Origin of the sequence: Winogradskyella helgolandensis (assembly GCF_013404085.1) — a bacterium.
GTDB lineage: Bacteria > Bacteroidota > Bacteroidia > Flavobacteriales > Flavobacteriaceae > Winogradskyella > Winogradskyella helgolandensis.
Map to the genome: position 1 here is coordinate 3357873 of NZ_JABFHO010000001.1, position 25010 is coordinate 3382882.

The 25010-nt window shown below is 32.4% G+C and carries 23 protein-coding genes; 13 read left to right on the forward strand and 10 right to left on the reverse strand.

Annotated features, from left to right (window positions below):
• Nucleotides 1-41: 41 nt before the first annotated feature.
• Nucleotides 42-986 (reverse strand): transcription antitermination factor NusB, encoded by a 945-nt coding sequence (gene nusB / locus HM992_RS14180; RefSeq protein WP_229720501.1) that lies wholly within the window; start codon nucleotides 984-986, stop codon nucleotides 42-44.
• Nucleotides 987-1094: 108 nt separating this feature from the next.
• Entirely contained in the window at nucleotides 1095-2198 is a 1104-nt protein-coding gene (locus HM992_RS14185; RefSeq protein ID WP_178985619.1) for a Glu/Leu/Phe/Val family dehydrogenase, read from the reverse strand.
• Between the two features lie 132 nt (nucleotides 2199-2330).
• On the opposite strand from HM992_RS14185, the gene HM992_RS14190 reads away from it, so the two are divergent.
• From HM992_RS14190 to HM992_RS14200, 3 genes are all read left to right on the forward strand, one after another.
• Complete coding sequence (locus HM992_RS14190) at nucleotides 2331-4085, forward strand: ABC transporter ATP-binding protein (protein ID WP_178985620.1); 1755 nt, start codon at nucleotides 2331-2333, stop codon at nucleotides 4083-4085.
• Nucleotides 4086-4151: 66 nt separating this feature from the next.
• Nucleotides 4152-4541, forward strand: coding sequence for a PUR family DNA/RNA-binding protein (locus HM992_RS14195; protein WP_178985621.1), 390 nt, complete (start codon nucleotides 4152-4154; stop codon nucleotides 4539-4541).
• Between the two features lie 85 nt (nucleotides 4542-4626).
• Nucleotides 4627-7134: a M14 family metallopeptidase gene (locus HM992_RS14200; protein ID WP_179320140.1), complete on the forward strand. Its 2508-nt coding sequence runs from the start codon at nucleotides 4627-4629 to the stop codon at nucleotides 7132-7134.
• Nucleotides 7135-7241: 107 nt separating this feature from the next.
• Here HM992_RS14200 and HM992_RS14205 read toward each other — a convergent pair whose 3' ends face one another.
• Entirely contained in the window at nucleotides 7242-7577 is a 336-nt protein-coding gene (locus HM992_RS14205) for a tRNA-binding protein (RefSeq protein ID WP_179320141.1), read from the reverse strand.
• Nucleotides 7578-7612: 35 nt separating this feature from the next.
• On the opposite strand from HM992_RS14205, the gene HM992_RS14210 reads away from it, so the two are divergent.
• From HM992_RS14210 to HM992_RS14240, 7 genes are all read left to right on the forward strand, one after another.
• Nucleotides 7613-8167 carry a thioredoxin family protein gene (locus HM992_RS14210; protein WP_179320142.1) on the forward strand — a complete coding sequence of 185 codons (555 nt, stop codon included), beginning with the start codon at nucleotides 7613-7615 and terminating at the stop codon, nucleotides 8165-8167.
• 135 nt (nucleotides 8168-8302) lie between these two features.
• Nucleotides 8303-9529 (forward strand): alpha/beta hydrolase-fold protein, encoded by a 1227-nt coding sequence (locus HM992_RS14215; protein ID WP_179320143.1) that lies wholly within the window; start codon nucleotides 8303-8305, stop codon nucleotides 9527-9529.
• Nucleotides 9530-9613: 84 nt separating this feature from the next.
• Nucleotides 9614-9835 (forward strand): hypothetical protein, encoded by a 222-nt coding sequence (locus HM992_RS14220; RefSeq protein WP_179320144.1) that lies wholly within the window; start codon nucleotides 9614-9616, stop codon nucleotides 9833-9835.
• A 228-nt stretch (nucleotides 9836-10063) separates the two neighbouring features.
• Nucleotides 10064-11065, forward strand: coding sequence for a lipoate--protein ligase (locus HM992_RS14225; RefSeq protein WP_179320145.1), 1002 nt, complete (start codon nucleotides 10064-10066; stop codon nucleotides 11063-11065).
• Nucleotides 11066-11114: 49 nt separating this feature from the next.
• Nucleotides 11115-12251, forward strand: coding sequence for a tetratricopeptide repeat protein (locus HM992_RS14230; protein ID WP_179320146.1), 1137 nt, complete (start codon nucleotides 11115-11117; stop codon nucleotides 12249-12251).
• A gap of 56 nt (nucleotides 12252-12307) precedes the next feature.
• Complete coding sequence (locus tag HM992_RS14235) at nucleotides 12308-12775, forward strand: DinB family protein (protein WP_179320147.1); 468 nt, start codon at nucleotides 12308-12310, stop codon at nucleotides 12773-12775.
• 9 nt (nucleotides 12776-12784) lie between these two features.
• Nucleotides 12785-13564 (forward strand): hypothetical protein, encoded by a 780-nt coding sequence (locus HM992_RS14240; protein WP_179320148.1) that lies wholly within the window; start codon nucleotides 12785-12787, stop codon nucleotides 13562-13564.
• A gap of 14 nt (nucleotides 13565-13578) precedes the next feature.
• Here the strand turns inward: HM992_RS14240 and trhA are convergent, their stop codons facing one another.
• The 4 genes from trhA to HM992_RS14260 all read right to left on the reverse strand — a co-directional run bounded on the left by trhA (nucleotide 13579) and on the right by HM992_RS14260 (nucleotide 19675).
• Complete coding sequence (gene trhA, locus HM992_RS14245) at nucleotides 13579-14205, reverse strand: PAQR family membrane homeostasis protein TrhA (RefSeq protein ID WP_178985631.1); 627 nt, start codon at nucleotides 14203-14205, stop codon at nucleotides 13579-13581.
• A 3-nt stretch (nucleotides 14206-14208) separates the two neighbouring features.
• A complete protein-coding gene (locus HM992_RS14250) occupies nucleotides 14209-14901 on the reverse strand; it encodes a DUF4294 domain-containing protein (protein WP_179320149.1) in 693 nt (230 codons plus the stop codon).
• A gap of 211 nt (nucleotides 14902-15112) precedes the next feature.
• Entirely contained in the window at nucleotides 15113-18760 is a 3648-nt protein-coding gene (locus HM992_RS14255; RefSeq protein ID WP_179320150.1) for an ABC transporter permease/M1 family aminopeptidase, read from the reverse strand.
• A 24-nt stretch (nucleotides 18761-18784) separates the two neighbouring features.
• On the reverse strand, nucleotides 18785-19675 hold the full coding sequence (locus HM992_RS14260; RefSeq protein WP_178985634.1) for an ABC transporter ATP-binding protein: 891 nt from the start codon (nucleotides 19673-19675) through the stop codon (nucleotides 18785-18787).
• Nucleotides 19676-19897: 222 nt separating this feature from the next.
• On the opposite strand from HM992_RS14260, the gene HM992_RS14265 reads away from it, so the two are divergent.
• Together HM992_RS14265 and HM992_RS14270 are read left to right on the forward strand one after the other, a co-directional pair.
• Nucleotides 19898-20986, forward strand: coding sequence for a M42 family metallopeptidase (locus HM992_RS14265; RefSeq protein ID WP_179320151.1), 1089 nt, complete (start codon nucleotides 19898-19900; stop codon nucleotides 20984-20986).
• 79 nt (nucleotides 20987-21065) lie between these two features.
• Nucleotides 21066-21629: an NUDIX hydrolase gene (locus HM992_RS14270; RefSeq protein WP_179320152.1), complete on the forward strand. Its 564-nt coding sequence runs from the start codon at nucleotides 21066-21068 to the stop codon at nucleotides 21627-21629.
• Nucleotides 21630-21920: 291 nt separating this feature from the next.
• On the opposite strand, the gene HM992_RS14275 is transcribed toward HM992_RS14270, so the two are convergent.
• From HM992_RS14275 to HM992_RS14285, 3 genes are all read right to left on the reverse strand, one after another.
• The gene (locus tag HM992_RS14275) at nucleotides 21921-22292 is read right to left on the reverse strand and encodes a hypothetical protein (RefSeq protein ID WP_229720502.1); all 372 of its coding nucleotides are present in this window, start codon (nucleotides 22290-22292) and stop codon (nucleotides 21921-21923) included.
• An 88-nt stretch (nucleotides 22293-22380) separates the two neighbouring features.
• On the reverse strand, nucleotides 22381-22539 hold the full coding sequence (locus HM992_RS14280; protein WP_179318028.1) for a hypothetical protein: 159 nt from the start codon (nucleotides 22537-22539) through the stop codon (nucleotides 22381-22383).
• Between the two features lie 147 nt (nucleotides 22540-22686).
• Nucleotides 22687-23664 carry a helix-turn-helix transcriptional regulator gene (locus HM992_RS14285; RefSeq protein WP_179320153.1) on the reverse strand — a complete coding sequence of 326 codons (978 nt, stop codon included), beginning with the start codon at nucleotides 23662-23664 and terminating at the stop codon, nucleotides 22687-22689.
• Nucleotides 23665-23753: 89 nt separating this feature from the next.
• Between HM992_RS14285 and HM992_RS14290 the strand changes: the two genes are divergently transcribed.
• Nucleotides 23754-25010, forward strand: a complete 1257-nt coding sequence (locus HM992_RS14290) for a flippase (protein WP_179320154.1) — start codon at nucleotides 23754-23756, stop codon at nucleotides 25008-25010.

Genomic DNA, 25010 nt, shown 5'->3' on the forward strand with positions numbered 1-25010 from the left:
CTAAGCGTAATACCCAATTAGAATTGCTCTTTTATTGAAGTCTACATTAAACCTCTTCCCGTTTTAAGGTGGATATTTTCAGATTGATATTCCTTTACTATTTTATCTAATATACCATTGATAAATAAACTACTTTTTGGAGTAGAGTATTCTTTGGCAATTTCAAGATATTCGTTAATAGTGACTTTATGAGGAATAGATGGGAATTTTTGAAATTCGCAAAGTGCCATTTTTAATAATACACCGTCTAAACTCGCTAAACGTTCAGAATCCCAATTCGTCGTTTTTTTGCTTATTTCTTCAGCAAACTTAGAGCTATTTAAAAAGGTCTTTTTAAATAATTCTATTGCAAATTCTTTATCGTCATCATCTTTATACAAATCTGGTAACAGAGCAGTTTCTGGAGACGTTAACTTCAACTTTCGTAGTACTTTTAACATGGCAGTATTAACCACTGGTAAATCATCTACCCAAGTTAATTTCTTATCTTCAAAAAAGTCATAAAGTTTTTCGTTAGGAGCTATAATCTCTGTAAACACATCGATCACAAAACTTTTATCTTTTTTAAAGTTCGTTTCAGAATCGGCAGTGTAACTTTCATAGATATCACTTTTTAAGATGGCTTTAAAGAGAATATCTACGTATTCGAAATCTAAATCCCAATAATTCAACTTACGGTTTGCAATCGCTTCTTGCAACATCTTATTACTGCTAACAAGGTGTAACAGTTGATTTTCTTGAAACTTAAAGTCTAAATTATTATCAGCATCTGACTTTACAAGTTTATTTTGTATTTTTTCGTTATGATTCTTGCTCTTTTTGTGTAGTTCAGTGAGCAAAGCTAAAATCGACAAGTATAAGTCATACATGCTATCCAAACTGTGTAACAAAAACTTTTGTTCTTTTATTAAGTCATCACTTTCGGTCCCTTTAAAAGCATACATAGATTGCATAGCTTTAATTCTGATGTGTCTTCGGTTTAGCATGTGTAAGAACTCACTTTTAGTATTTGATTATTAAAAAAGGTGAACCTATTTAAGATTCACCTTGCAAAAATACTATTATTTAATTTTTATAACAGAAAATAATTAAGACTATTTTGAGTTTTCTCGTTTACGTGTTTCAATACGCTCTCTAGCAATATTTAGAGCAGCATTATTTGTTGTTAAATTATTCACTTTAGCGTTATCTAAAATTTCGAGTGTAGTGTTATAGATATTCTCCGTTTTACGCATTATCTCTTGTCTGTCGTAATTTTCTAATTCGGCGTAAACATTAATAATTCCACCTGCATTAATTAAAAAATCAGGAGCATAAACAATACCTCTTTCTTGTAAAATTAAACCATGACTTTGCTCTTCTGCTAATTGATTATTGGCAGCTCCTGCAATTATTTTGGCCTTCAACTTATAAATAGTACTGTCATTTATGGTGGCTCCTAATGCACATGGTGCGTAAATATCCATGTCTTCACTATAAATATCATTACCACCATAAATCGTAACTCCGTATTTAGTGCGGACTTCTTCTAAACGATCTTGACTAATATCTGCAATAGTAACATTAGCACCTTCGTTAACTAAATGTTCTACAAGGGCTTCACCAACATTTCCAATACCTTGGACATACACATTTTTACCTTCTAAGATATCTGATCCATACTTAAATTTTGCAGCAGCTTTCATTCCCATAAATACACCATAAGCAGTGATTGGTGATGGATTACCTGCTCCACCTTTGCTTTCTGAAATACCGGTTACATAAGGAGTTACTTCTCTTACGGTATCCATATCTTCGGTAGTCATCCCAACATCTTCTGCCGTAATATAGCGTCCGCTTAATGAATGTACAAACTCACCAAAGCGTCTCATTAATTCTGGTGTTTTTTGTGTTTTAGCATCACCAATTATTACCGCTTTACCTCCACCAAGGTTTAAACCCGTGATTGCAGATTTAAATGTCATACCACGAGATAAACGCAATACATCATTAAGTGCTTCCCATTCGTTAGCGTAATTCCACATTCTTGTACCACCTAATGCTGGTCCTAAAACTGTGTTGTGAATACCAATTATAGCTTTTAAACCAGTATCTTTGTCGTTGCAAAAAACAATTTGCTCATGATCGTCAAAAGACTGCTGTCCGAAAACCGGATCCATTTTATTAAGTTCCTTTGAAGATATAATTTCTGAAGTCATGTTCATTAAATTTTAGGGTGTTTTAAGATTTTCTAAAAACAACTCGCAAAAGTAAATTATAAATAAAGGATTAGCAAAATATTAACTATTAAATACGATTGTCACAATACCTTTGACCTACTAAAGTACATAATGAAAGCATTAAAACATCTCAATAAATATTTCTATAAATACAGGTATCGTATTATTATAGGCATCTTTATCACCATCATCTCTAAGATATTTGCGCTCTTTACACCACGTTTAGTTGGTGCCTCTATTAATATTGTTTCTGACCGATTAGATGGAAACATCTCTGAAGAAATTTTCAGAAGTGAGTTAATAATAAACATTCTATATCTCGTTGGAGCCGCTGTAGTAGCCGGAATCTTTACTTTTTTAATGCGTCAAACCATTATTAATGTTTCTCGTTATGTAGAATTTGATCTTAAAAATGAAATTTATCAACATTACCAAGTTCTCTCTTTAAAATTTTATAAAGCCAATAGAACTGGTGATTTAATGAACCGTATTAGTGAAGATGTTGGTAAAGTAAGAATGTATGTTGGTCCTGCCATTATGTACACTATTAATACCATCACTTTATTTGCAGTGGCTATAATTTATATGGTAGACCGATCTCCTTCATTAACATTATATACCTTACTCCCACTACCCTTTTTGTCTGTTGCTATTTATAAATTAAGTCGTTTAATTAATAAACGAAGTACTATTGTTCAGCAATCCTTATCTACACTTTCTACTTATTCGCAAGAAACATTTAGTGGTATTTCGGTTATAAAATCTTATGGTATTGAGCCGAGAACAAATGTCGAATTTGAGAAACTATCTGCAGAAAACCGTCAGAAACAAATCAATCTAACTAAAGTACAAGCCTTGTTTTTTCCAATGATGGTATTACTAATTGGAGTCAGTAACCTTATTGTAATTTATGTTGGAGGTATGCAATATATGAATGGAGAAATTGAACAAATAGGAACCATCGCAGAGTTCATTATTTACGTTAATATGTTAACTTGGCCAGTGGCAACTATAGGCTGGGTAACCTCATTGATACAACAAGCTGAAGCATCACAAGAGCGTATTAACGAATTTTTAAATACGGAACCAGATATAAAAAATACAGCAACCGAACGCTCCACAATTAAAGGAGATATCGAATTTAAAAATGTGTCCTTTGTATACCCTGACACTAATATTGAAGCTTTGAAAGATGTCAGTTTCAAATTAAAATCAGGAGAAACTTTAGTGATTCTCGGAAAAACAGGCTCAGGAAAATCGACCATATTAGATTTAATAGGTCGCTTATATGATATTGATAAAGGCTCTATTTTAATTGATAACACCGTTATTTCTGAGTTGAATCTTTTCAGCTTAAGAGAAAGTATTGGATATGTACCACAAGATGCCTTCTTGTTTTCAGATAGTATAAAAAACAACATAAAATTTGGAAAGGAAGATGCTACAGATGATGAAGTCATAGAAGCTGCACAAAATGCTAAAGTTCATAAAAACATTATTGGTTTCAGCAAAGGCTATGATACTATTTTAGGAGAACGTGGATTAACATTATCTGGAGGACAAAAGCAGCGTGTATCGATAGCCAGAGCTATTATTAAAAAACCAGAGATTTTATTATTTGATGATTGTTTGTCTGCTGTAGATACTGAAACGGAAGAAAAAATACTTAAGAATTTAGTAAAGCTTACTAAAGATAAAACAACGATTATTGTGAGTCATCGTGTGTCTTCGGCTAAAAATGCAGATCACATTATTGTTTTAGACGACGGAAAAGTCATAGAGTCTGGAAACCACAAAAGCCTTATAAATACAGACAGCTACTACAACGAATTATACAAGAAACAACTCTCCGAAAAAGAAATGTAATTATTTGTTGTTTACGTTACTTTTTTTTTAGATTTTTGGATTGAAATTAAAAAAATAGATTGAGTTATGAGTGATTATGAAATGATGGATAAGGAAGAAATATATTCCAAAGTATTGCGTGCAGGAAGAAGAACCTATTTCTTTGATGTGAGAGCTACAAAAGCTGGTGATTATTATTTAACGGTTACGGAAAGTAAAAAATTCACTAACGATGATGGATCTTTTCATTATAAAAAACATAAAATTTATCTTTATAAAGAAGATTTTACTGAGTTTAAAGAAATTTTAGCTGAAATGACCGATTATATCATTAATGAAAAAGGTCAGGAAGTCATTAGCGAACGTCACCAAAAAGACTTTAAACGTGAAGATGATTTTGTAGCTCAAGAAGCAAAAACACCAGAAGATACGAAGAGCATTGATAGCTTTACAGATATTAGTTTCGACGATATCTAAAAAACTGCATCTGTTAAATTATAACAAACCTTGGCAATAATTGTCAGGGTTTTTCTATTTTTAAGCACTAACCAAGCTTATTCCTATGCAACGCATTCTTCTACTCCTAATTCTTACAACCACCACAATTTTTTCACAATCGCAAACGGAATTATCCTATTACTTACCACAAAATATACAATTAAATCCAATCATACCAACACCACAAAGTGTTATCGGACATAACGTTGGTGAGTGGCATGTTACACACGACAAATTGGTAGAATACATGAAGGCTTTAGCAAATGCCTCAGATAGAATAACAATAGAAGACAGAGGTAAAACTTTTGAAGACAGACCACTTCTTCTACTTACCATAACATCATCAGAAAATCATAAAAATTTAGAGGCCATTCAATTTGCTCATATTGAAGCTACCGAATCCAATTCGGCAAACATAGAAAACAGACCCATTGTAGTTTACCAAGGGTTTTCAATCCATGGTAATGAACCAAGTGGATCTAATGCTGCTTTATTAGTCGCCTATTATTTGGCAGCAGCTGAAGGTTCAGAAATTGATGATTTATTAAAAAACACGGTAATTTTGTTTGATCCTTCTTTAAATCCAGATGGTTTACAACGCTTCGCCTATTGGGCAAATACAAACAAAAATATTCATCTAAATCCAGATCCTAACGATAGAGAATACAGTGAAATTTGGCCTGGTGGACGTACCAATCATTATTGGTTTGATATGAATAGAGATTGGCTACCTGTGCAACTTCCAGAATCTAGAGCACGCATAGAAACCTATCATAATTGGTTACCAAATATTTTAACAGATCATCATGAAATGGGAACCAATGCCAGTTTCTTTTTTCAACCTGGTATTCCGTCGCGTACACATCCTTTAACTCCGCAATTAAATCAAGATTTAACTAAAGGTATAGCGACCTATCACGCGAAGGCTTTAGACAAAATAGGCTCTTTATATTATTCTGAAGAAAGTTTTGATGACTTCTACTACGGAAAAGGATCAACATTTCCAGATATTAACGGAGGCATTGGGATTTTGTTTGAACAGGCAAGTTCTCGTGGCCATGTACAAGAAAGTGAGAATGGGTTGTTAACCTTTCCATTCACGATTAAAAATCAATATACAGCTGCTTTTTCTACACTTGAAGCTGCCAATAGCATGCGGAAAGACATTTTAGAGTATCAACATAGCTTCTTCAAAAATGCAAGAACTGAGGCTTCTAAAGAAGGTAAAAATGCTATTGTTTTTGGAGATGAAAAAGATGCCGCTAAAACCTATCACTTAGCAGAAATATTGAAACGTCATCGCATTTCGTTTCACCATTTAAAATCAGATTTTACTAAGGACGGAAAAAACTATAAGAAAGGTTATAGTTATGTGGTTCCAAAGAATCAAAAGAATACACGTTTAATCAATGCCATGTTCGAAAAACGAACCACGTTTGAAGATAGCTTATTTTATGACATTTCAGCATGGACATTTCCCTTAGCGTTCAACTTAGATTATACAGAAACCACGACTGCCAAAGCAGGAAATGAAGTCACCGATTTAAAACAACACCAAGGAGGTGTCAGTTCAAAAAGTGAATACGCTTATTTATTTGAATGGCACGAGTATTACTCACCAAAATTATTAAATGCAATTTTAAAGAAAGGTTTAAGAGCCAAGGTTGCTATGAAACGTTTTAAAGCTAATGGTAAATCTTACGACTATGGAACGATTATGATTCCAGCTAAAAATCAAAATTTAACCACTACTGAAATATATAATTTTTTAAATGAAACAGCACAAGAAAGTCATATTACAATTACTACAGTTTCAACAGGTTTAAACGACGGTATTGATTTGGGAAGTCGAAATTTTAGCAACCTAGAATTACCAAAAATCGCCCTTTTAGTTGGTGATGGGATGACCTCTTATGACGCTGGAGAAATCTGGCATTTATTTGATACACGATACGATATTATAGCTACCAAACTAGATACGAAAAGCATTAGCAGAGCAGATTTAAGCCGGTATAATACTATTATCATGGTGAATTCTAATTCTGGATTAAGCGAAAGCAGCACTAAGAAATTGCAATCGTGGATTTCAAATGGAGGCACTTTAGTCGCTTATAAAAATGCTTTAAAATGGTTGAACTCCAAAAAAATAATGACCATTGATTTTAAGAAAAGTAAACTCAAAGCAAAAAACATTAGCTACGAAGAACGTAGTGATTTTAGAGGTGCACAAGTGATTGGTGGTGCTATTTTTGAAACCGAATTAGACCGCTCCCATCCTATTAGTTTTGGTTATAAAAATGATAAATTGGCGTTGTTTAGAAATTCGACTTTATTCATAAATGAAGACAAAAACAGTTATAACAATCCTATTCAGTACTCTAAAAACCCATTGTTAAGTGGTTATATTTCAGGACAAAATTTAGATAGTATTAGTAAAACCGTGCCTTTTAAAATCGGAAAAATCGGTAGAGGAAAAATTATAGGCTTTACAGACAATACTAATTTTAGAGCCTTTTGGTATGGTACTAATAAGCTGTTAATGAATGCTATTTTCTTTAGAGAAGAGATGTAGTTGGTTGTTGGTTGTTGGTTGTTGAAAATAATATTTTCCTGACCTCTTATATTTTTATTTTTAAAATCTAAAATTTCAAGACTTTAAAACTTTGAAATTAAAAAAACTTAAGACACCTGAGAACCATTTTTAACCTTAGTTTCTGGATGCAGAAGAAACACGTCATTTTCTTTTACAGCACCTACAACCAAACATTCGCTCATAAAATTGGCTATTTGCTTTTTAGGAAAATTAACCACAGCTACAATTTGACGACTCAACAAACCATCTTTTTGGTATTGTGTTGTTATTTGAGCAGACGACTTTTTTACCCCTAATGCTCCAAAATCTATTGACAACTGATACGCAGGCCTATGAGCATTTGGAAAATCGTTTACTTCTATAATTGTCCCAATTCGTAAATCTACCTTTGTAAAGTCTTCAAATGTTATTATCTTTTCCATTTAGTAAAATTAACGAATAAAATAGACATTATATAATGGCCAGAACCGAATCTAATATGCTGCCTTTGGGCACCAAAGCACCAGATTTTAATATCATAGATACTTTAGATAATACAAAAAAATCACTCAGCGAACTAAAAGGTATCACAGGCACATTGGTGATGTTTATTTGTAACCACTGCCCTTTTGTAATTCATGTCAGCACAGAATTATCGCAATTGGCTAAAGATTATGTTTCAAAAGGCATTAATTGTATAGCCATTTCGAGCAATGATGCTGAAAATTATCCACAAGATCGGCCAGAACTAATGGCTAAAAACGCCATAGATAACGATTATATTTTTCCGTATTTGTACGACCAAACTCAAGAGGTTGCCAAAGCATATGATGCTGCTTGTACACCAGATTTCTTCTTATTTGATTCCAATTTAAAATTAGTTTACACAGGTCAATTAGATGATTCTAGACCAGGAAATGGAAACCCTATAACTGGAGAAGACCTAAGAGCCGCCATGACAGCTTTAGTTAATAAAGAAGCTGTAAACCCAGATCAAAAGCCTAGCATGGGTTGTGGTATTAAGTGGATCTAGGTTTAATTAGAATTAAACTCGTTTTAAAATGATTGTAGAGTCAAAAACTCTTCCTATCGAGAAAACAGTATGAGATAAAATGTATATCTATAAGTATTTAACACGTTTACCTCATTAAAACAAACGAACTAACAAATGAAAAAACTACATTTAATTTACTTTCTATGTTTAACTCTATTTACTGCGAATGGACAGAATAATAATGATATTATTATCGGCAAAACGGATAGCTTAAATTCAAAAATATTAAAAGAACAGAGAAATATTTGGGTTCATATCCCGAAAGAATATTCAGATGGATTAATAGAAAAGAAAAATTACCCTGTTGTTTATCTTCTAGATGGAGATACTCATTTTCACGCAGTCGTTGGAATGATTCAACAATTAAGTTCTTTAGGTGGAGGTTCAGTTTTTCCAAAAATGATTGTGGTTGGAATTCTTAATACAAATAGAACAAGAGATTTGACACCTACAAAGGGAAAACCCGACTCTTCTACAGACAGTAATATGATTGCTAATTCAGGTGGAGGTGAGAATTTTATGCTATTTATTGAAAAAGAGCTAATTCCTTATATGGAATCTAATTATCCTACAGATTTATATCGCACCTTTATTGGTCATTCATTTGGAGGTCTTACTGTAATGAATACATTAATAGAAAAACCCTATTTATTTAATTCTTATGTTGCAATTGACCCATCAATGTCGTGGGATAATAAAAATTTGTTAAGAAAAATTAAGAAAACGTCTCTCGACGGAAAGTATAGTAGCAAAAATCTTTTTCTAGGAATTGCAAATACTATGAGTGAAGATATGGATACAGTAACTGTAAAAAAAGATACCACTGCCGGAACAAGGCATATACGTGCTATCTTAGAACTTAATGATTACTTGAAGAATGACACTGAAAAAAATATATCGTTTAAAGGAGAATATTATAAAGACGACCACCACGGTTCTGTCCCATTAATTGCCGTATATGATGCTTTGCGGTTTATTTTCGAATTCTATCTCTTAAAGCTTGATTTTGTTCATCCTAAAAGTGTGACTTTAAAAAAAGTTGAAAATCACTACAAGAAATTATCAAGAGAGTTTGGTAGAGAGATAAAACCAGAAGAAGAATTATCAAATATGCTAGGTTATTGGTTGATGAGTAAAAAAGAATTTGAGAATTCGGAACAATTTTTTAATCTTAATGTGAAGAATTATCCTGAAAGTTTTAACGCTTATCATTCACTTGGAGATTTTTATCTAGCTATTGAAAATAAAGAAAAGGCTATTGAAAATTATAAAAAATCAGTTTCCTTAAATATAGATTCTCTTTCTAAAGATAAATTGAAAGAATTGGAAAAGAAAAAATAATGAGGTAAAAACACCTTATATAATTAATATCTTGTTCTCACCTACTTTCAAAATAATGTGATACCGTAACTAAAAACAAAACCAATGAAAAAAAACAGCTTATATTATTTTAAAAGAGCTTTGATGCTTAGTATTCCAATGGCCATATTTGTAATTGTTCGTGATTTGTTTGATTTAGAACTTTACAACAGTTCTACTATTTTGAAAACATTTGCAAAAGGACTTTTTGTTGGCATTATAACTGGTCTTATCTTAGGGATTATAAATATTTTCGCGAAAGTAGACACTTTAATTAAAAAGGAATAAATTTAATATGTTGAGTTTTAAATGGTTTGAAAAATTAAATTCTGTGGTATAAAAACGGATTTCTATTCGTAATTAAAGACATCAAATAATAATCCTTATTTGGCAATAGTATTTATCACAATAGCGCTTCAAGTTACAAAACCACAACACGTTTAAATAAAACGAATCCTTCACAAGTCAGCCATTTCAAATTATTATCTTTGTTTAGGACAAAATTAGTTAAACCTTATGATTTTTATTGATAACGAAGGACAGACCAACCCAAAATTAAACTTAGCGTTAGAAGAGTATATTTTAAGACATTTTGATGCGTCTACCGACTACCTATTATTTTACATCAACGAACCTTCTATTATTATAGGACGTAACCAGAATACCTTAGAAGAAATTAATCAAGAGTATATTGACGCTAATAATATCCATGTGGTGAGGCGCGTTTCTGGTGGTGGCGCTGTGTATCACGATTTAGGAAATTTAAATTTTAGTTTTATCACAAATCATGATGGTAAAAGCATCAGTAACTTTAAAAAGTTTACAGCTCCCGTTATTAGAGTATTAAATGACATGGGAGTTTCTGCAGAACTAAAAGGACGAAATGATATTTTGGTTGAAGAAAAAAAGATCTCTGGAACTGCTCAATTTTCTACCGGAAAACGAATGATTAGTCATGGCACGTTATTATTTGATACAGACATGAGTGAAGTAGCTAAAGCGCTTCAGGTAAAAATGAGTAAAATACAATCTAAAGGTCATAAATCGGTACGAAGTCGTGTAGCAAATATCAGTGATTTCTTAAAAACACCTATTTCAATGGCTGACTTTAAAAAGCAACTTCTCGTTGGTTTATATGAAGCCAGTGAACCTTTTGAAACCTATAAATTAACGGAAGCAGAATGGAAAGCTGTTCATGATTTAAAAGCTAAAAAATATGATTTATGGGAGTGGAATTTTGGACGTTCCCCTAAATTCAACATCCAACGCAGCAAACGTTTTCCTATAGGTGAAATTGACCTTCGTATTTTTGTTGAAAAAGGCCATATTTCAGATTTTAAAGTTTTTGGTGATTTCTTTGGAAGACAACCGGTTTCTGATCTTGAAACTTTACTTATTAATGTTCCTTATGACAAAAATGAAATCAATAAAATCCTAAAAGACGTTTCTATTGAAGATTATTTTGGTACGTTAGAAAAGTCCGATTTTATTGATCTTATTTATGGGAATGATGTATAAATGCATTCATAACTCAGCTAAAAAAAAGACCATATCATTACGTAGAATTATGAAAAAAATTATACTCACCTTACTTATTTGCCTTTTCAGTTTAAGCAATTATGCTCAAGATCAAATTACAACTGAATTAGAAGTCGCTTTAAATGAAGAACAATACGATAATATCATTAGCGAACACGCTGATAAAGCAAATGACTATTCAGCCAAAGCCATTTATTACATTGGTATGGCGTATTATATGAAAGCAGATGATGATAATGTGCTAAAATTAATGGATTTATCCATCCAAAAAGACAGCACTGATCCAGATGCTTATTTTATAAAAGGAATGACCTATAATTATATGGGGCAGTTCGATAACGCTATCTCATCCTTTAATAAAGCTATTGCGTTAAATTCTAATGACTCTAATTATTATAGCGGTTTAGGTGATGCATTTATTAGTCAAGATAAATTAGACCAAGCGCTTTCAGCTTATACCACTGCAACCGAAAAGCACAAACCTATGGAAAGACCGTTTACAATGATTCCTCAAATCTATGCAGAACTGAATCAGCCTGATAAAGCATTAGACGCTTTTTACAAATCGAAAGACATGATTTCCAATGAATCTGATTCGTACATCATTGCACTTTATAACATTGGCTTATATGAGTTTCTAAAAAAAGAGTATACAAAGTCTGAAATTGCCTATAAAGAATTACTTGAAAGGGTTCCGAACGATTATGGGACTTATGCTAAATTAATTCAAGTTTACTATGGTCAAAAAGACTACAAAAAAGCAGAACCACTTAAAGAACAGTTATATGTAGCTTATGATAAAGGCAAATTAACAGACACTTTAAAAAGTATGTTTTGTTTTGATCAATTTGAATGGAATGGAAAATTAATATATGCTTACGAACGATTTGAAGAGAAAGAAGGAGAATTGTATTATAAACATATATTCTACATTACTAATGATAAAGGTGAAACTGAATTTACCATTCAAACTGAAAATTCGCCAATCTCAATAGAACTTGGAGGCTCAAAGTACGTCCTTGGTATGGACAAAAATGGAACACATTCTACATTTAGATATGGATTTGAAGAGGATTTTGATTATGACGATTTAAAAAAGACCGTTATTCTTGTGCTTGAAGAAAAGATAAAAGCAGGAGCTAGTTCAAGAAAAAGCAAGAACTAACAACAGCCAACACATTTTTTATAAATTTGAATTCACTAAATCACTAATATAAAAAAATGCCAACCTCAAAACAACTCGCCAAACATATTCATCAAGTTTATTTTGGTGGCAATTGGACGGAGGTCAATGTTAGAGATACCGTTTCTAACATAACTTGGGAAACGGCAATTAAGAACATAGAAGGTTTTAATACCATCTTGGCGCTCACCTATCATATTCATTATTTCACCAAAGTGCAACTTAGAGTTTTTGAAGACGGCCGACTTATTGGAAACGATAGCGAAAGTTATAAGCACCCAAATATTTCATCACAAAACGAATGGGAAACACTTCAAAAAACCATGTGGAATGAGGCTGAACGCTTAACTGAGTTACTATCAGAATTACCAAACACTACTTTAGACACTCCATTTACAGATAAAAAATATGGTACTTATGCGTGTAATATTTTAGGTCTCATTGAACATACACATTACCATCTTGGACAAATAATAATTCTAAATAAGTTACTTTTAAAACCTTAAACCCCAAAAATGACTGAACCAAACAATACGACCAAAGACTTAAAATTTTATTCGCAACAATCTATAGGAATCGCTACGTTTATTGGTGGTCCGATGGCAGCAGGTTATTTAATTAAAGAAAACTACAAAGCTTTAAATGAAAATGACAAAGGAAAAACAGCATTAATCATTTCAATTATAGCAACAGTAGCACTCTTTGGAACCCTTTTTCTTATTCCAGAAGCTATAATGGATAAAGTTCCTAACATGGTAATTCCAGCAGTTTACACAGGAATTATCTACCTTATCGTAAATAAAATTCACGGTACAATACTAGATACACATGAAGCACATAATAACGCATTTTACTCAGGTTGGAAAGCAGCAGGCCTTGGTCTAATTTCACTAGTTGTTCTAATGGCAATTATTTTTTCATCTATCTTTTTAATTCCTGATAAAGTATATGATGCCTATGATGCTGAACTAGAGCAATTCACAATAAATGAAGAAGAATCATTAGTGTTTTACGAGCATTTTAGCACCGAAGACGACCTCTCTCTTTTAAATGAAATTAATACTATAGCCATTCCTAAATGGAAAGATAATATAGCCATCATTAAAAGAACTAATGCCATTGAAGATTTACCACTAGAATTCTTAGAGCAGAATAAAAAACTACTTAAATATTCAGAATTAAGACTAGAAGCCTTTGAGCTATTTAAAAAATTAATCACTTATGATTCCGATAATTACAACGATGAGTTAGATAGAATTCATAATGAAATAGATGCTGTCATTGAATCATTATAATAACTAAAATGGTTTTAAATGACATGAAGATAAACCATAAAAAAATGACAAATCGCACCAGCTAATACAAATAAATGCCAAATGACGTGATTGTAAGGAATTCTATGAATGGCATAGAAAATAATACCGACCGTATAAAACAAACCACCTGCAAATAACCACAAAATTCCATTGGGTCCAAGAGCTTCAGAGGCGTTAGTAAAATCGAAAACAATTAACCAACCCATTACCAAATATAACAGAGTTGAAAACACTTCAAAACGTCCTGTAAAAAAGAGTTTTAGAATCACTCCAAAAGCAGCAATTCCCCAAACGGTCCAAAACAATGGCCACCCTAAACTATCTGTCAGTAGAATTAATAAAACTGGAGTGTATGTACCAGCAATAAGCAAATAGATGCTCACATGATCCACAATTCTAAAATAATGTTTGCGCTTCTCCCCTTTTACCGCATGGTAAAATGTTGATGCTAAAAATAAGGTTATGATGGAAGCTCCATAAACGATTACACTAAATAAACTCCAAGGCTTTTCTCCATCTGTATTTATAATGAGTAAAACTAAAGCTACGATACCTAAGAGCGCTCCGAAACCATGTGTCCAAGCATTTAATTGTTCCTCTAATTTTGTTTGAACGCGCATAATTTAACTTTTAGAATTACTAGGTTCTTTAGCTTTTTTAGTCCATTTATTGAGGCTGTCATAAAAATCAATTTCAAAAGCTGGCTCTTGTCGTTTTAATCGCTCACTTTGAAATGCTCGTTGTAGAATATCTTCAATTAAATAATCTTCCTCTTCATTTATTGGGCTAAATTCTTTTTTCAATGAAATATCAAATAAACTTGCCGTACTGTTAAACCAAAAGGCGCGCCAGCCACTGCGTAATTCTTTAATGAGCTCAAACGTTGTTTTTCCCGTTTGCCTGTGAATGAGCTTTACTAAAATCTGACCTTCAGTTTTTGTGAGTTTCTTCAGTTCTGCCGAAAATTCTTCTTCAATGTAATTCTGAATAATCTTAGCATAACGTTTTTTATCACGTTTACGTTCTAAGCCATCCAGGCGTTCTTGTAAAGCCTCTAAACGTTCTGCTGCCAACTTAGCATACGGATACACTTTCAACGTTTTTCGTCTTAGAATAATATAACGAATTCTAGCTTCTCGATCTTCAAATTTTAAATTAGGTAGTACTAAAACTTCTCTTAATTCTACAGAAGTTACAGGAATAGAATCTCCTTCAATATACATATAATGCACTTCTGTAGAATCTTGTTTTACAGGATCTTCTTGCGCAGTTAACGCAAATGAAAATAACAATGCTATGTAAACGATATATCTCATGAAATTCTTTAGTGCTAAAACCATTCCAAAATCGTGATTTTAACCAAATTCAAAATTAATAATATTTAAAGTCTATAACCATAATTTCTTATTAATATTATGTTTATTTCGCGCAGATTTCGCTGATATACATAGAAAAACATATTTCAATAAAAAAGACCTTTCAAATTAATTATATCTGAAAGGTCTTAAATGTAAATAGTGAAACTAATTATAACTTCTGACGGTTGTCACCAGAATTTCTATCAATTAATTTATTGTAAGGATCAACACCAACTTCAGCCGGTTTCTCATCAACAATAATGGTTATTTTATTATCAATAGCGGTAACTTTATGCTTCTTAAGATAGAGTTGCTCTTCTTTCATTGTTCCATCTACATCTTTCTCTGTAAAAATTCCGATATCAATATAATCTTTAAGTTGAAGCGATATAATCGGTTTTGTTTTTCCTTCTGGCAAATATGAAATAGAATCTCTTCCGACTTCCGAAAATATTTGTTTTCCTTTGTCGTCATTTCTGTATTTACTAACTTCAAATTCTATATCTACTTTATACTTACCGTTATCTAATTCGGTAGACGTCGCACTTTTAATTTTATTGTCATAAACCGTAATGGTTTCAAACATATCTTTAATGACATACTGTAAACTATCTGGAGTTACCGCTTTAAAATGATTCACCATATCAATAGACGTTGTATAAGGTGGCTCTTGAAACTTCACTTTTTCAATATAGGTTTTTAAGGCTCCATTTAAAACATCTTCCCCAATATAATCGCTAAGTGCATATAATACCAATGACCCTTTCTGATAATGAATATAACCTTGGCCATCGTTATACATTAGTGCATTTTCACGTTTTCGCTCAAACGTTCTTCTCAATAAATAATCGTCTAAAGCTTTTTTCAAGAATTTACGCATTTGTGACATTCCTAATTCTTTTTCAAGAACCTTTAAAGACACATATTCCGATAAGCTTTCTGACAACATGGTAGCTCCTAAAACATCAGCTCCAATTACTTGGTGTGCCCACCATTGATGTGCTACCTCATGAACTGTAACGGCATACGTATAATCAATTCCGCCATCTTCACTATCATCTATATCAGCAATAAAACCAGTATCTCCACCAAAAGGAATGGTATTTGGAAATGACTGAGCAAAACCACCACTTGGGAATTCTACAATACGCAATTGTCTGTGTTGATATGGACTAAAATTCTCGCTGTTATATTCTAATGAGGCTTTCATGCCATCCATCATGCGTTCCAGATTATATTCATGTCCTTTATGATAATATATTTCGAGACTAACGTCGTTCCATTTATCTTTTTTCACTTCATACTTTGCGGAATTGAAGGCGTAAAAATTCAAGATTTTACTATCCATTTTATAATGAAAATAGCGTCTTCCATCCTCTACCCATTCCTTTTGAAGATAACCTGGAGCAATTGCAATTTGATCTTCACTAGTACTCACTGTCGCTTCAAAATCGATCCAATCACTATCCTTAGAAATATAAGTGTTTCCTAATGCTGTGGAATCTGAAGGCAACGGTTTTAACGCGTTTGGAGGTAGATCATATTTTTCGCGTGTTTTATCATCTGTAAGCTCTCCTCCGTTATATCCTAAACTTGGAAACAATACCATATTATTAATGAATGTTCCGTTTTCAATAATAGGTGAATTAGAAACGAGAAACGTATTAGGTTTATTTTTTACCGTGAAGTTTAACGTCATGGAGTCACCTGGCATCAATGGTTGTTTCAACCTATAAATATCAAAATTGTAAAGCGTATCTTCTGAAACCAAGGTGTTTTCACGATTAAATTTAAACGTACTTGGATAATCATTATGATTTAAGAAAATACTATCGATTGCCGTATCTGTTTTGTTAATCATGGCGTACTCACCAGACGATTCAAAATTACGATCATCTATAAATAAATCCATGTTTACTTTAACAGAAACAATCCGAGGTTGCGCATAGTTTTCGTATTTCTTATAGGTTTTTTCCCAATCCACAGTCATTTCTTCTATTTCTTTAGAAGAATAACGGTCGTTATTAATATTTGTAGCGTTATAAATAGTGTAACCCATTGTTAAAAAACCTCCTAAAAGCACTACAAACGTAATGGCAATTGGTGCTGTAAATCTTGCTATAGCAATCGATAAACGCTCTCTAAATGAATGCGGTAAACCACGTACCCAAAACAGAGCAGCAATAAGCATTAGAACTAAGCCTCCAAGTACCCAATAAAATTTATAAGTTAAATAATTGGCCAATGAATCTCCGTAACCATTCATATCATTGAACCCAAACCCAGGGCCTTCGTTGTATTTGAATACGGCTTGTTCTACACCTGCCAAACTTAAAAATGGGATAGCTATAGAAATCACTAAAAGCACAAACAGACCTAAGTATGGATTTCTAATTAATGTTTGAATCGATAATGCTAAGAAAGCCCAAACCACATAATTAATTAGTTTTAAACCGTATAGTTCTTTTATATATAAACCAAGTTCAATATCAAAATACCCTTTATACAATTGAAACAAAATACCTGAAACCATAATAACAGTAAGCAACAATATTTGCATTTTAACTATCGCAATAAACTTAGATAAGAATAAGGACCAATTTGGTATTGGAGTCACATCTTCTAAGCCATTAACATTAGCAATTTTGCTTCTGTTCACCAACATACCTGCATATAAAAATGTACAAATATTAATAGCAAACACAAATGCACTACCACCTCGTAACATGAGCCAAGTTCTAGGATACGTTGATGTTCCGTATGGATTACCTACGTCTGCTAAAGCAATAAAAACAATTATTAATCCAACTAAAACAATACTTATAAATGGCCAACTTTTAACGATGTATTTAAATTCTACATTCGAAATTTTCCAGGTTGCTTTTAAGTTCTGAATAAAAGAATAATCATAGGATACTTTTGGTAAATTTATTTTAGTAATACCACCAAAATTACGTTTTATAGAACGCTCTCCTTTTACTTTTTTGAAAAGTGAAAATGACATCGCATTTTGGCTGAACGTAAAAAACTTATAGACTAAACCAAACACTAAACTTGCTACACCTAACCATATTAATCGGTTATACAGAATCACTTCTTTAATCGGAATATGTAATTCGTTTTGTTCATAAGCTGTCCAATATTGTGTGTAATAACTAGAAGCTGAGGCTCCGAAAGGATCTAATAAGGCTGCTAAGTAGCGACTATCTGGATCGGACAATAAACTTTCTGTGACTCCTTGAACAAACAATAATAGTATCACTGTTATGAAGCCTGCGGCAATATTTCGAGTAAAGGTTACTACGGCAAAAACAATAGCTCCAAACAATAAAATATTAGGCAAAATAAATAGCCAATACGCATCAAAATACGACTTAAAATCAAAGGCTATTATCAAATCAGAATTAGTGCCAGGTAATCTAAAACCAATGAACATTCCGACTCCAATCATTAAAACAATAAGCGTTACAACCACTATAGCACTAAAGAATTTAGCAAATAAATAATTGGCTTTTGTAAATGGATACGAATATAAAATAGAATGCATTTCACTTTTAAAATCTCTATTAATAGAAGCTCCTATAATAGACGGAAATAGAAAGAAAATTAAAATAGTAAGCCCATTAAAAAGGTTAGAAATTCCGATTGGAGAATTCACAATCCTTGCAGAACTCGTTGTGGCTGTAATACTATCAAATATACCCGCTGTTGTTGCAGCCATAAATAAAGATAACATAAAGAAAATCGCCATATAAATATAAGTCGCAGGTCGTTTTAACCAGTACTTTAATTCATAAAAAAATATTGTAGAAAACATAGATGTACTTTTTAGATTAAAAAATTAAACGGCACTTACTGGTTCGTCTTGCTTTAGTGCTATAAAGTACACATCGTCTAATTGTGCTTCAACAGATTTAAAGTCCTCATTGGGTTGCGAATCATTAAAAACACGAATATTAAGTGAATTATCTTCATTATAATTAGAAGACAATAAATTGTATTGTGCTTCGTGCGCTTCTAAATCATCTCTATCTATAACTTTCGTCCAAATACGACCTTGTAATTCTGCTCTTGCCTGAGATGGTGTGGCTTGTTTTAAAATGCGTCCACCATTTAAAATTGCCATATCGTTACAAAGTTCCTTTACATCTTCAACAATATGGGTTGAAAAAATTACTGTACAATTGGTACCTACTTCTCTTAGAACATTTAAAAATCGATGACGTTCTGCGGGATCTAATCCTGCGGTTGGTTCATCTACGATAATTAATTTTGGATTATTTAATAACAATTGTGCAATACCAAAACGCTGTTTCATACCACCAGAATAACCAGCCACATGTTTTTTACGTACATCATATAAATTGGTAATATCCAAAACTTCTTTTACGATGGCCTGTCGGTCCGTTTTTGAACTGATACCTTTTAAAGTCGCAAAATAATCTAATAATGCTTCTGCTGACATTTTTGGATACACTCCAAATGACTGTGGTAAATAACCTAATACTTTTCGTAATGCCATTTTATCTTCTAAGACGTTGATATCACCAAACATTATAGACCCAGAATCCGGACTTTGCAATGTAGAGATTGTTCGCATTAATGAGGACTTACCAGCTCCGTTTGGTCCTAAAAGCCCAAACATTCCTGTTCCGATTTCAAGGTTAAGATTATCAATGGCTTTAACACCATTTTTATATGTTTTAGTAAGGTTGGTTATAACTAGCTTCATGAGTTTATTTTTATTTATTTTTTAAGGTTACATGGAACATCCTAATTAATAATTCGAAGGATCATCAAATTTTCAGGATGAATGTTTCATGATTTTGAATTTAAGTTTAAGGTTCGTTGATGAATTAGTGTAAAAATAGACGAATTTGTTACAAAATTTTTTCAAAAGACATTAAAAGCTTAGGAAATCCTTTTATTTTTACAGAAATTCAAAATAGTTATTATGGCTTCAAAAAGCATTCTCAATAAAAAATCAATCGATTTCCTCGAAAAATATTTAAATAATGCCTCTCCTACGGGTTATGAATGGGAAGGACAGAAAATCTGGATGGATTACCTTAAACCATATGTAGATGAATTTATCACGGATACCTATGGTTCTGCGGTTGGAGTTATCAATCCGAAGGCAAAATACAAAGTTGTTATTGAAGGACACGCTGATGAAATCTCTTGGTATGTCAATTATATATCGGATAACGGATTAATCTACGTGATTAGAAACGGAGGAAGTGATCATCAAATTGCTCCGAGTAAAATTGTAAATATCCACACCAAAAATGGTATCGTTAAAGGTGTTTTTGGTTGGCCAGCAATTCATACCAGAAGTAAAGCTAAAGAACAAGCTCCAAAACCAGATAATATTACCATTGATATCGGAGCAAAAGACAAAGAAGAAGTTGAAAAAATGGGTGTTCATGTGGGGTGTGTAATTACGTATCCAGATGAATTTCATATTCTAAACAAAGACAAATTTGTTTGCAGAGCTTTAGATAATAGAATGGGTGGTTTTATGATTGCTGAAGTTGCGCGTTTATTGAAAGAAAATAAAAAGACATTACCATTCGGACTTTATATTACCAATTCTGTACAAGAAGAAATAGGTTTACGTGGTGCTGAAATGATTACACAAACTATTAAGCCTAATGTTGCCATTGTTACAGATGTAACGCACGATACAACGACTCCAATGATTGAGCAAAAAACACAAGGTTATGCTGAAATCGGAAAAGGTCCAGTTATCGCTTACGCTCCAGCTGTTCAACAAAAATTAAGAGATTTAATTACAGATACTGCTGAAGCCAATAAAATACCTTTTCAACGTGCTGCACTTTCTAGAGCAACAGGAACTGATACTGATGCTTTTGCTTATAGCAATGGTGGTGTCGCTTCTGCACTGATATCATTGCCTTTACGTTACATGCACACCACAGTAGAAATGGTACATAGAGACGATGTAGAAAATGTGATTAAGTTAATTTATGAAACATTATTGAAAATAGAAGACGGAGAAACGTTTAGTTATTTTAAATAACTAGCTAAGCTAGATTTAGCAAAATAATAATTTTCAAGACCTCAAAGATTTCCAAAACCTCTGAGGTCTTCTTACAACTATGGACGAACTACTAGATATTGTTACAAAACAAGGTCAACCTACAGGGAAAACCGCTTTAAAATCAGAAGCACATGCTAAAGGGTTGTACCATAACACTATTCATTTATGGTTGTACACCACTAAAGGTGAAATTCTTTTACAACAACGCTCTCACAAAAAAGTTATTTACCCTTTACTTTGGGATGTTTCTGTAGCTGGACACATTGATGCTGGTGAAACTTTTATTGAAGCGGCTTTACGAGAAACTGAAGAGGAAATTGGTTTAAAGCTGGAACCACAACATCTTGATAAAATCGGGACATTTCTTCATGAAACGCGTTATGCCGATGGTAAAATTCAAGATAATGAATTTCATCAAGTTTATAGCGCTGAATTGACAGTGCCATTAAACACCTTAGTCAAACAAGAATCAGAAGTTGAAGCACTAAAATTAGTAACACTTGATGACTTTGAATCTCTATTAAAAAACAGTAAAACTAATATGCATTTTGTTGCGAGTAATTATGACTATTACCTTAAAGTACATAAGGCCATAAAGAACAAATTACTTAAGCTGAAATAATTAATAATCCTATTAAAATAAAAACCCCAACCTATTCGGTTGAGGCTTTTTTCAGCTAATTACGGCTGAAACCTATTAATCAATATTTAAATAGCGATCCCTACATCGTATTTAATGGCTTCAAATCGTAAATATTTTATAAACTTAGAATTCAATTTTCAAAAGAAAACCCCCTAAATATTAGCTTTTTCAAAAGTAAACCTGAAATAGTCAAAACATGTCTGTTTCATATTTTAGGCGAATTAGTTTTTTATCAATATTAGAAAGATCTCTTTGTTTAAAAACATAATTTTACCTGCGAGACAATATTTCTTCTACCTTATTCTGTATTCCTAAATCAGCATTAGAAATAGCGCTTTTAGCTATAGTCGCATTTATGTTGTGATTTGAAATATTAGTAGAATTAGCCATCCAAGCCTCCATTCTCATTTTTCCTTTCGATTGATTAATCGTTCTTAATGTCACTGCGACATTTTCTGGACAATTAACTACTTCTGCAATTTCTGTATTAGTTAAACGATCTCTATACATCATAAATATACTTTCTGATGAGCGGATGTGTTCGTAATCATATCTATCGCCACCACGCAACGTTTCACCGGTATAGCAATCTGTGTAAAGCGCTACACCATCTCCACCTCTAGTTAAAGCTTGTTGATGCATTTGTGCTTTTACGTTGGTGAAAAGCAGGTATATTTCAGTGCGGTGGTATGGGCGGGTTGGGTTTGGCAATTGATTTTTTTTTAACAAGTTAATTAAAGTCCCAATCTTCCTCTGAAATCTTAGTCCAATTATGGAACATAGTTTCAGTATTATTATCCGAAACATCACAAGTAAGACTAGTATTTAATTGAGAGTTTAATGTGTCATTTTTATGAATGCCACACTTAAGACATTTATATGTTGCCATACCTAGATTGTATTTAATAATATACAAATCTATTTATGAAATAGACAAAATGTGTTCGTTTCAATACAAGTCTTTAAGATTCGATAATTAATTAAATTCAGTATGTCCTAAAAAACAACAAGACAAGCAACTCTAGAAGATAAGATTTTATTTATAATAGTTTAGCATCAACTCCAAATGATGCTTTACATAAGCTTTTACATGTAATGGACTCACCACCTTAACCCAAAGGTTGTACTTTAAGATTTCCATTAAAAACTCGTAATTAGGTTCCACATACACTTTTATTTCTCCCCAAATATTAGAGTTTTTGTAGTCTAAATTGTGCGTGTCTAGTTCTTTAGGACGTGTTACAATTTGTTGAGAGTGATGTAATGGATTATTTTCTAAATACTTAAAATGGTGATTGGCTACTTGTATATGAATCCATTCCGCATTGATGTCTGATTTTAAAATGCCAATAACATTTTTAAAATAGTCTTCAGAGCTAAAAACTACGGGTTCTTTAACTTTTTGCTTGCTTATAGATAAACTCTTTATTCTATTATCTAAACAAAAGGCATAAATGCCATAGCGCTCATTATACGCCATTAAATACCAAGCTTTATTAATTTCCTTAATGTGCAGCGCCTGAAAAAAGCCACTTATGGTTTTAAAACTATCATCATACCAACCATGATAGGTTATTTCAATTAACAAATGTTGCTCTATAGCATGAATTAGAGGTACCAGATCCACTTGCGAACTCAACGAACTACGTGCTGTGGTTACATACGTTTTCCATGCATGAGCATGATGATGTAAGAGATAAAGTTCTGTTTTCTCGTAAATTTCTTTTAAGGCATCGCTAATGTCATAACCTTCTATATAATAGCCGTAATTCCGCTTGTGTAAAATAATAACTTGGGAATAGGATTTAATTTTATCCAGATCACGCTTAATGGTTTTTTGACTGTGTAGATTCAGTTTATCGTAAAGCGGATCGTCCATATTATCGGCACGCAACTGATCTAAAGACCTTTGTAAATCTTCCAAAGGGATAAACCCATTTTTTTCAATACCATAAACTTTAGGGTTTGAAATAATGCGTAATATATAATAGCGACGAAGAAACTCTGGAGTCATCTAATGGATTGAAAAACGAATGTAATAATAAACTTTGAAATGACTAAAAGGAATTGGTTTTTATATCTTTGAACACCTAAATATACTACATGACATCGGTTTTTAGTAAAAAAGATTTTATTGCGACCAAATGGTTTACTTTAGAAAAACTTATACAACTTATTACAGGTGTTTTAATTGTTCCTCAAATTTTTAGCCTGTTAGGTACTGTGGATATAGGAAAACTCAAATTTGTGGAATCCGTTTTGGGGATGTTGACTCCATTGTTTTTTTTAGGTCTATCTAGTATTTGTATCAGAGAAATTGTATTTCATCCCAAACGAAGTCAGCAAATATTAGCGACTGCGTTTTACCTTCGCCTTATAAGTTGGATTATTATTATAATGGGAGTACTTATCTATTTTAACGTCTCCGAAAGTAGTCCTTTAAAAGGATTGTATTATATCATAACCATTAGTTATCTTTTTAAGCTTACTGATGTTTTTGAATATTATTTACTAGCAAAAAAACAGACAAAAATTATATTCCTGAGTAAAATAACGAGCTTAATTATTATTGTGTCGTTGCAATATTATGGTGTTAAACATCAGCTAGATGTCTATTATTTTGCCAAACTTATAATCCTCGATTTTTTTATTCAAGGTTTAATTTACACGCTCATTTTAAAGTATAAAAAGCAGTTTTCTTTTCAACAATGGACCTTTTCTTGGCCTTTAGGAAAATCATTGCTAAAGATGTCTTTTCCTTTGATAATTTCGAACAGTTTAATTATGTTTTATATCACAATTGACGAGCTGTTTTTAAAATATTTTCTAGGAGATCATGCCAATGGCATCTTTGCTACCGTTCAATTTTTAGTGATCGCTTTGAGTTGGAACATCGGATTTTCTATCATCAATGCACTATACCCCTCTCTTGCAGAATCCTTTCAAAATAACAGGCCACTTTATATCAAAAAAATAAGAAGGCTACTAAAAATTATGTGCACTTTGGCCATAATCATCGGTGTCCTATATACACTCTTCGGGACTATTATTTTAAGCACTTATTTTACAGAGAGCTTTGCCGAAGCTAAAACTCCTTTATTAATATTCTGTTGGGCTCCCCTTTTTGTGTTTATAGGAATGATTTACGAAAAACACCTAATCAATACAAACGATCTTCAGAAAAACGTATACAGATTCATTATTGGTTGCGTTTCTAATGTGATTTTATGTTACTTACTAATTCCTATTTGGCATGTTACAGGTGCTGCTATTGCTGTTTTAACAAGTCACTTTATAACTAACATAGTGTATGTTTTTTTAGACACAAAAAGCAGAAAGCAACTTTTATTGCTTTTTTAA

Bases quoted from the DNA above. Each gene is read 5' to 3' on its own strand.
- HM992_RS14270 (WP_179320152.1), top strand. From the start codon at position 21,066: ATGGACGAACTACTAGATATTGTTACAAAACAAGGTCAACCTACAGGG.
- HM992_RS14195 (WP_178985621.1), top strand. From the start codon at position 4,152: ATGAGTGATTATGAAATGATGGATAAGGAAGAAATATATTCCAAAGTA.
- HM992_RS14240 (WP_179320148.1), top strand. From the start codon at position 12,785: ATGACTGAACCAAACAATACGACCAAAGACTTAAAATTTTATTCGCAA.
- HM992_RS14185 (WP_178985619.1), bottom strand. From the start codon at position 2,198: ATGACTTCAGAAATTATATCTTCAAAGGAACTTAATAAAATGGATCCG.
- nusB (WP_229720501.1), bottom strand. From the start codon at position 986: ATGCTAAACCGAAGACACATCAGAATTAAAGCTATGCAATCTATGTAT.
- HM992_RS14260 (WP_178985634.1), bottom strand. From the start codon at position 19,675: ATGAAGCTAGTTATAACCAACCTTACTAAAACATATAAAAATGGTGTT.
- trhA (WP_178985631.1), bottom strand. From the start codon at position 14,205: ATGCGCGTTCAAACAAAATTAGAGGAACAATTAAATGCTTGGACACAT.
- HM992_RS14220 (WP_179320144.1), top strand. From the start codon at position 9,614: ATGAAAAAAAACAGCTTATATTATTTTAAAAGAGCTTTGATGCTTAGT.
- HM992_RS14255 (WP_179320150.1), bottom strand. From the start codon at position 18,760: ATGTTTTCTACAATATTTTTTTATGAATTAAAGTACTGGTTAAAACGA.
- HM992_RS14190 (WP_178985620.1), top strand. From the start codon at position 2,331: ATGAAAGCATTAAAACATCTCAATAAATATTTCTATAAATACAGGTAT.
- HM992_RS14275 (WP_229720502.1), bottom strand. From the start codon at position 22,292: ATGCATCAACAAGCTTTAACTAGAGGTGGAGATGGTGTAGCGCTTTAC.
- HM992_RS14235 (WP_179320147.1), top strand. From the start codon at position 12,308: ATGCCAACCTCAAAACAACTCGCCAAACATATTCATCAAGTTTATTTT.
- HM992_RS14230 (WP_179320146.1), top strand. From the start codon at position 11,115: ATGAAAAAAATTATACTCACCTTACTTATTTGCCTTTTCAGTTTAAGC.
- HM992_RS14210 (WP_179320142.1), top strand. From the start codon at position 7,613: ATGGCCAGAACCGAATCTAATATGCTGCCTTTGGGCACCAAAGCACCA.
- HM992_RS14205 (WP_179320141.1), bottom strand. From the start codon at position 7,577: ATGGAAAAGATAATAACATTTGAAGACTTTACAAAGGTAGATTTACGA.
- HM992_RS14225 (WP_179320145.1), top strand. From the start codon at position 10,064: ATGATTTTTATTGATAACGAAGGACAGACCAACCCAAAATTAAACTTA.
- HM992_RS14285 (WP_179320153.1), bottom strand. From the start codon at position 23,664: ATGACTCCAGAGTTTCTTCGTCGCTATTATATATTACGCATTATTTCA.
- HM992_RS14250 (WP_179320149.1), bottom strand. From the start codon at position 14,901: ATGAGATATATCGTTTACATAGCATTGTTATTTTCATTTGCGTTAACT.
- HM992_RS14280 (WP_179318028.1), bottom strand. From the start codon at position 22,539: ATGGCAACATATAAATGTCTTAAGTGTGGCATTCATAAAAATGACACA.
- HM992_RS14200 (WP_179320140.1), top strand. From the start codon at position 4,627: ATGCAACGCATTCTTCTACTCCTAATTCTTACAACCACCACAATTTTT.
- HM992_RS14265 (WP_179320151.1), top strand. From the start codon at position 19,898: ATGGCTTCAAAAAGCATTCTCAATAAAAAATCAATCGATTTCCTCGAA.
- HM992_RS14215 (WP_179320143.1), top strand. From the start codon at position 8,303: ATGAAAAAACTACATTTAATTTACTTTCTATGTTTAACTCTATTTACT.
- HM992_RS14290 (WP_179320154.1), top strand. From the start codon at position 23,754: ATGACATCGGTTTTTAGTAAAAAAGATTTTATTGCGACCAAATGGTTT.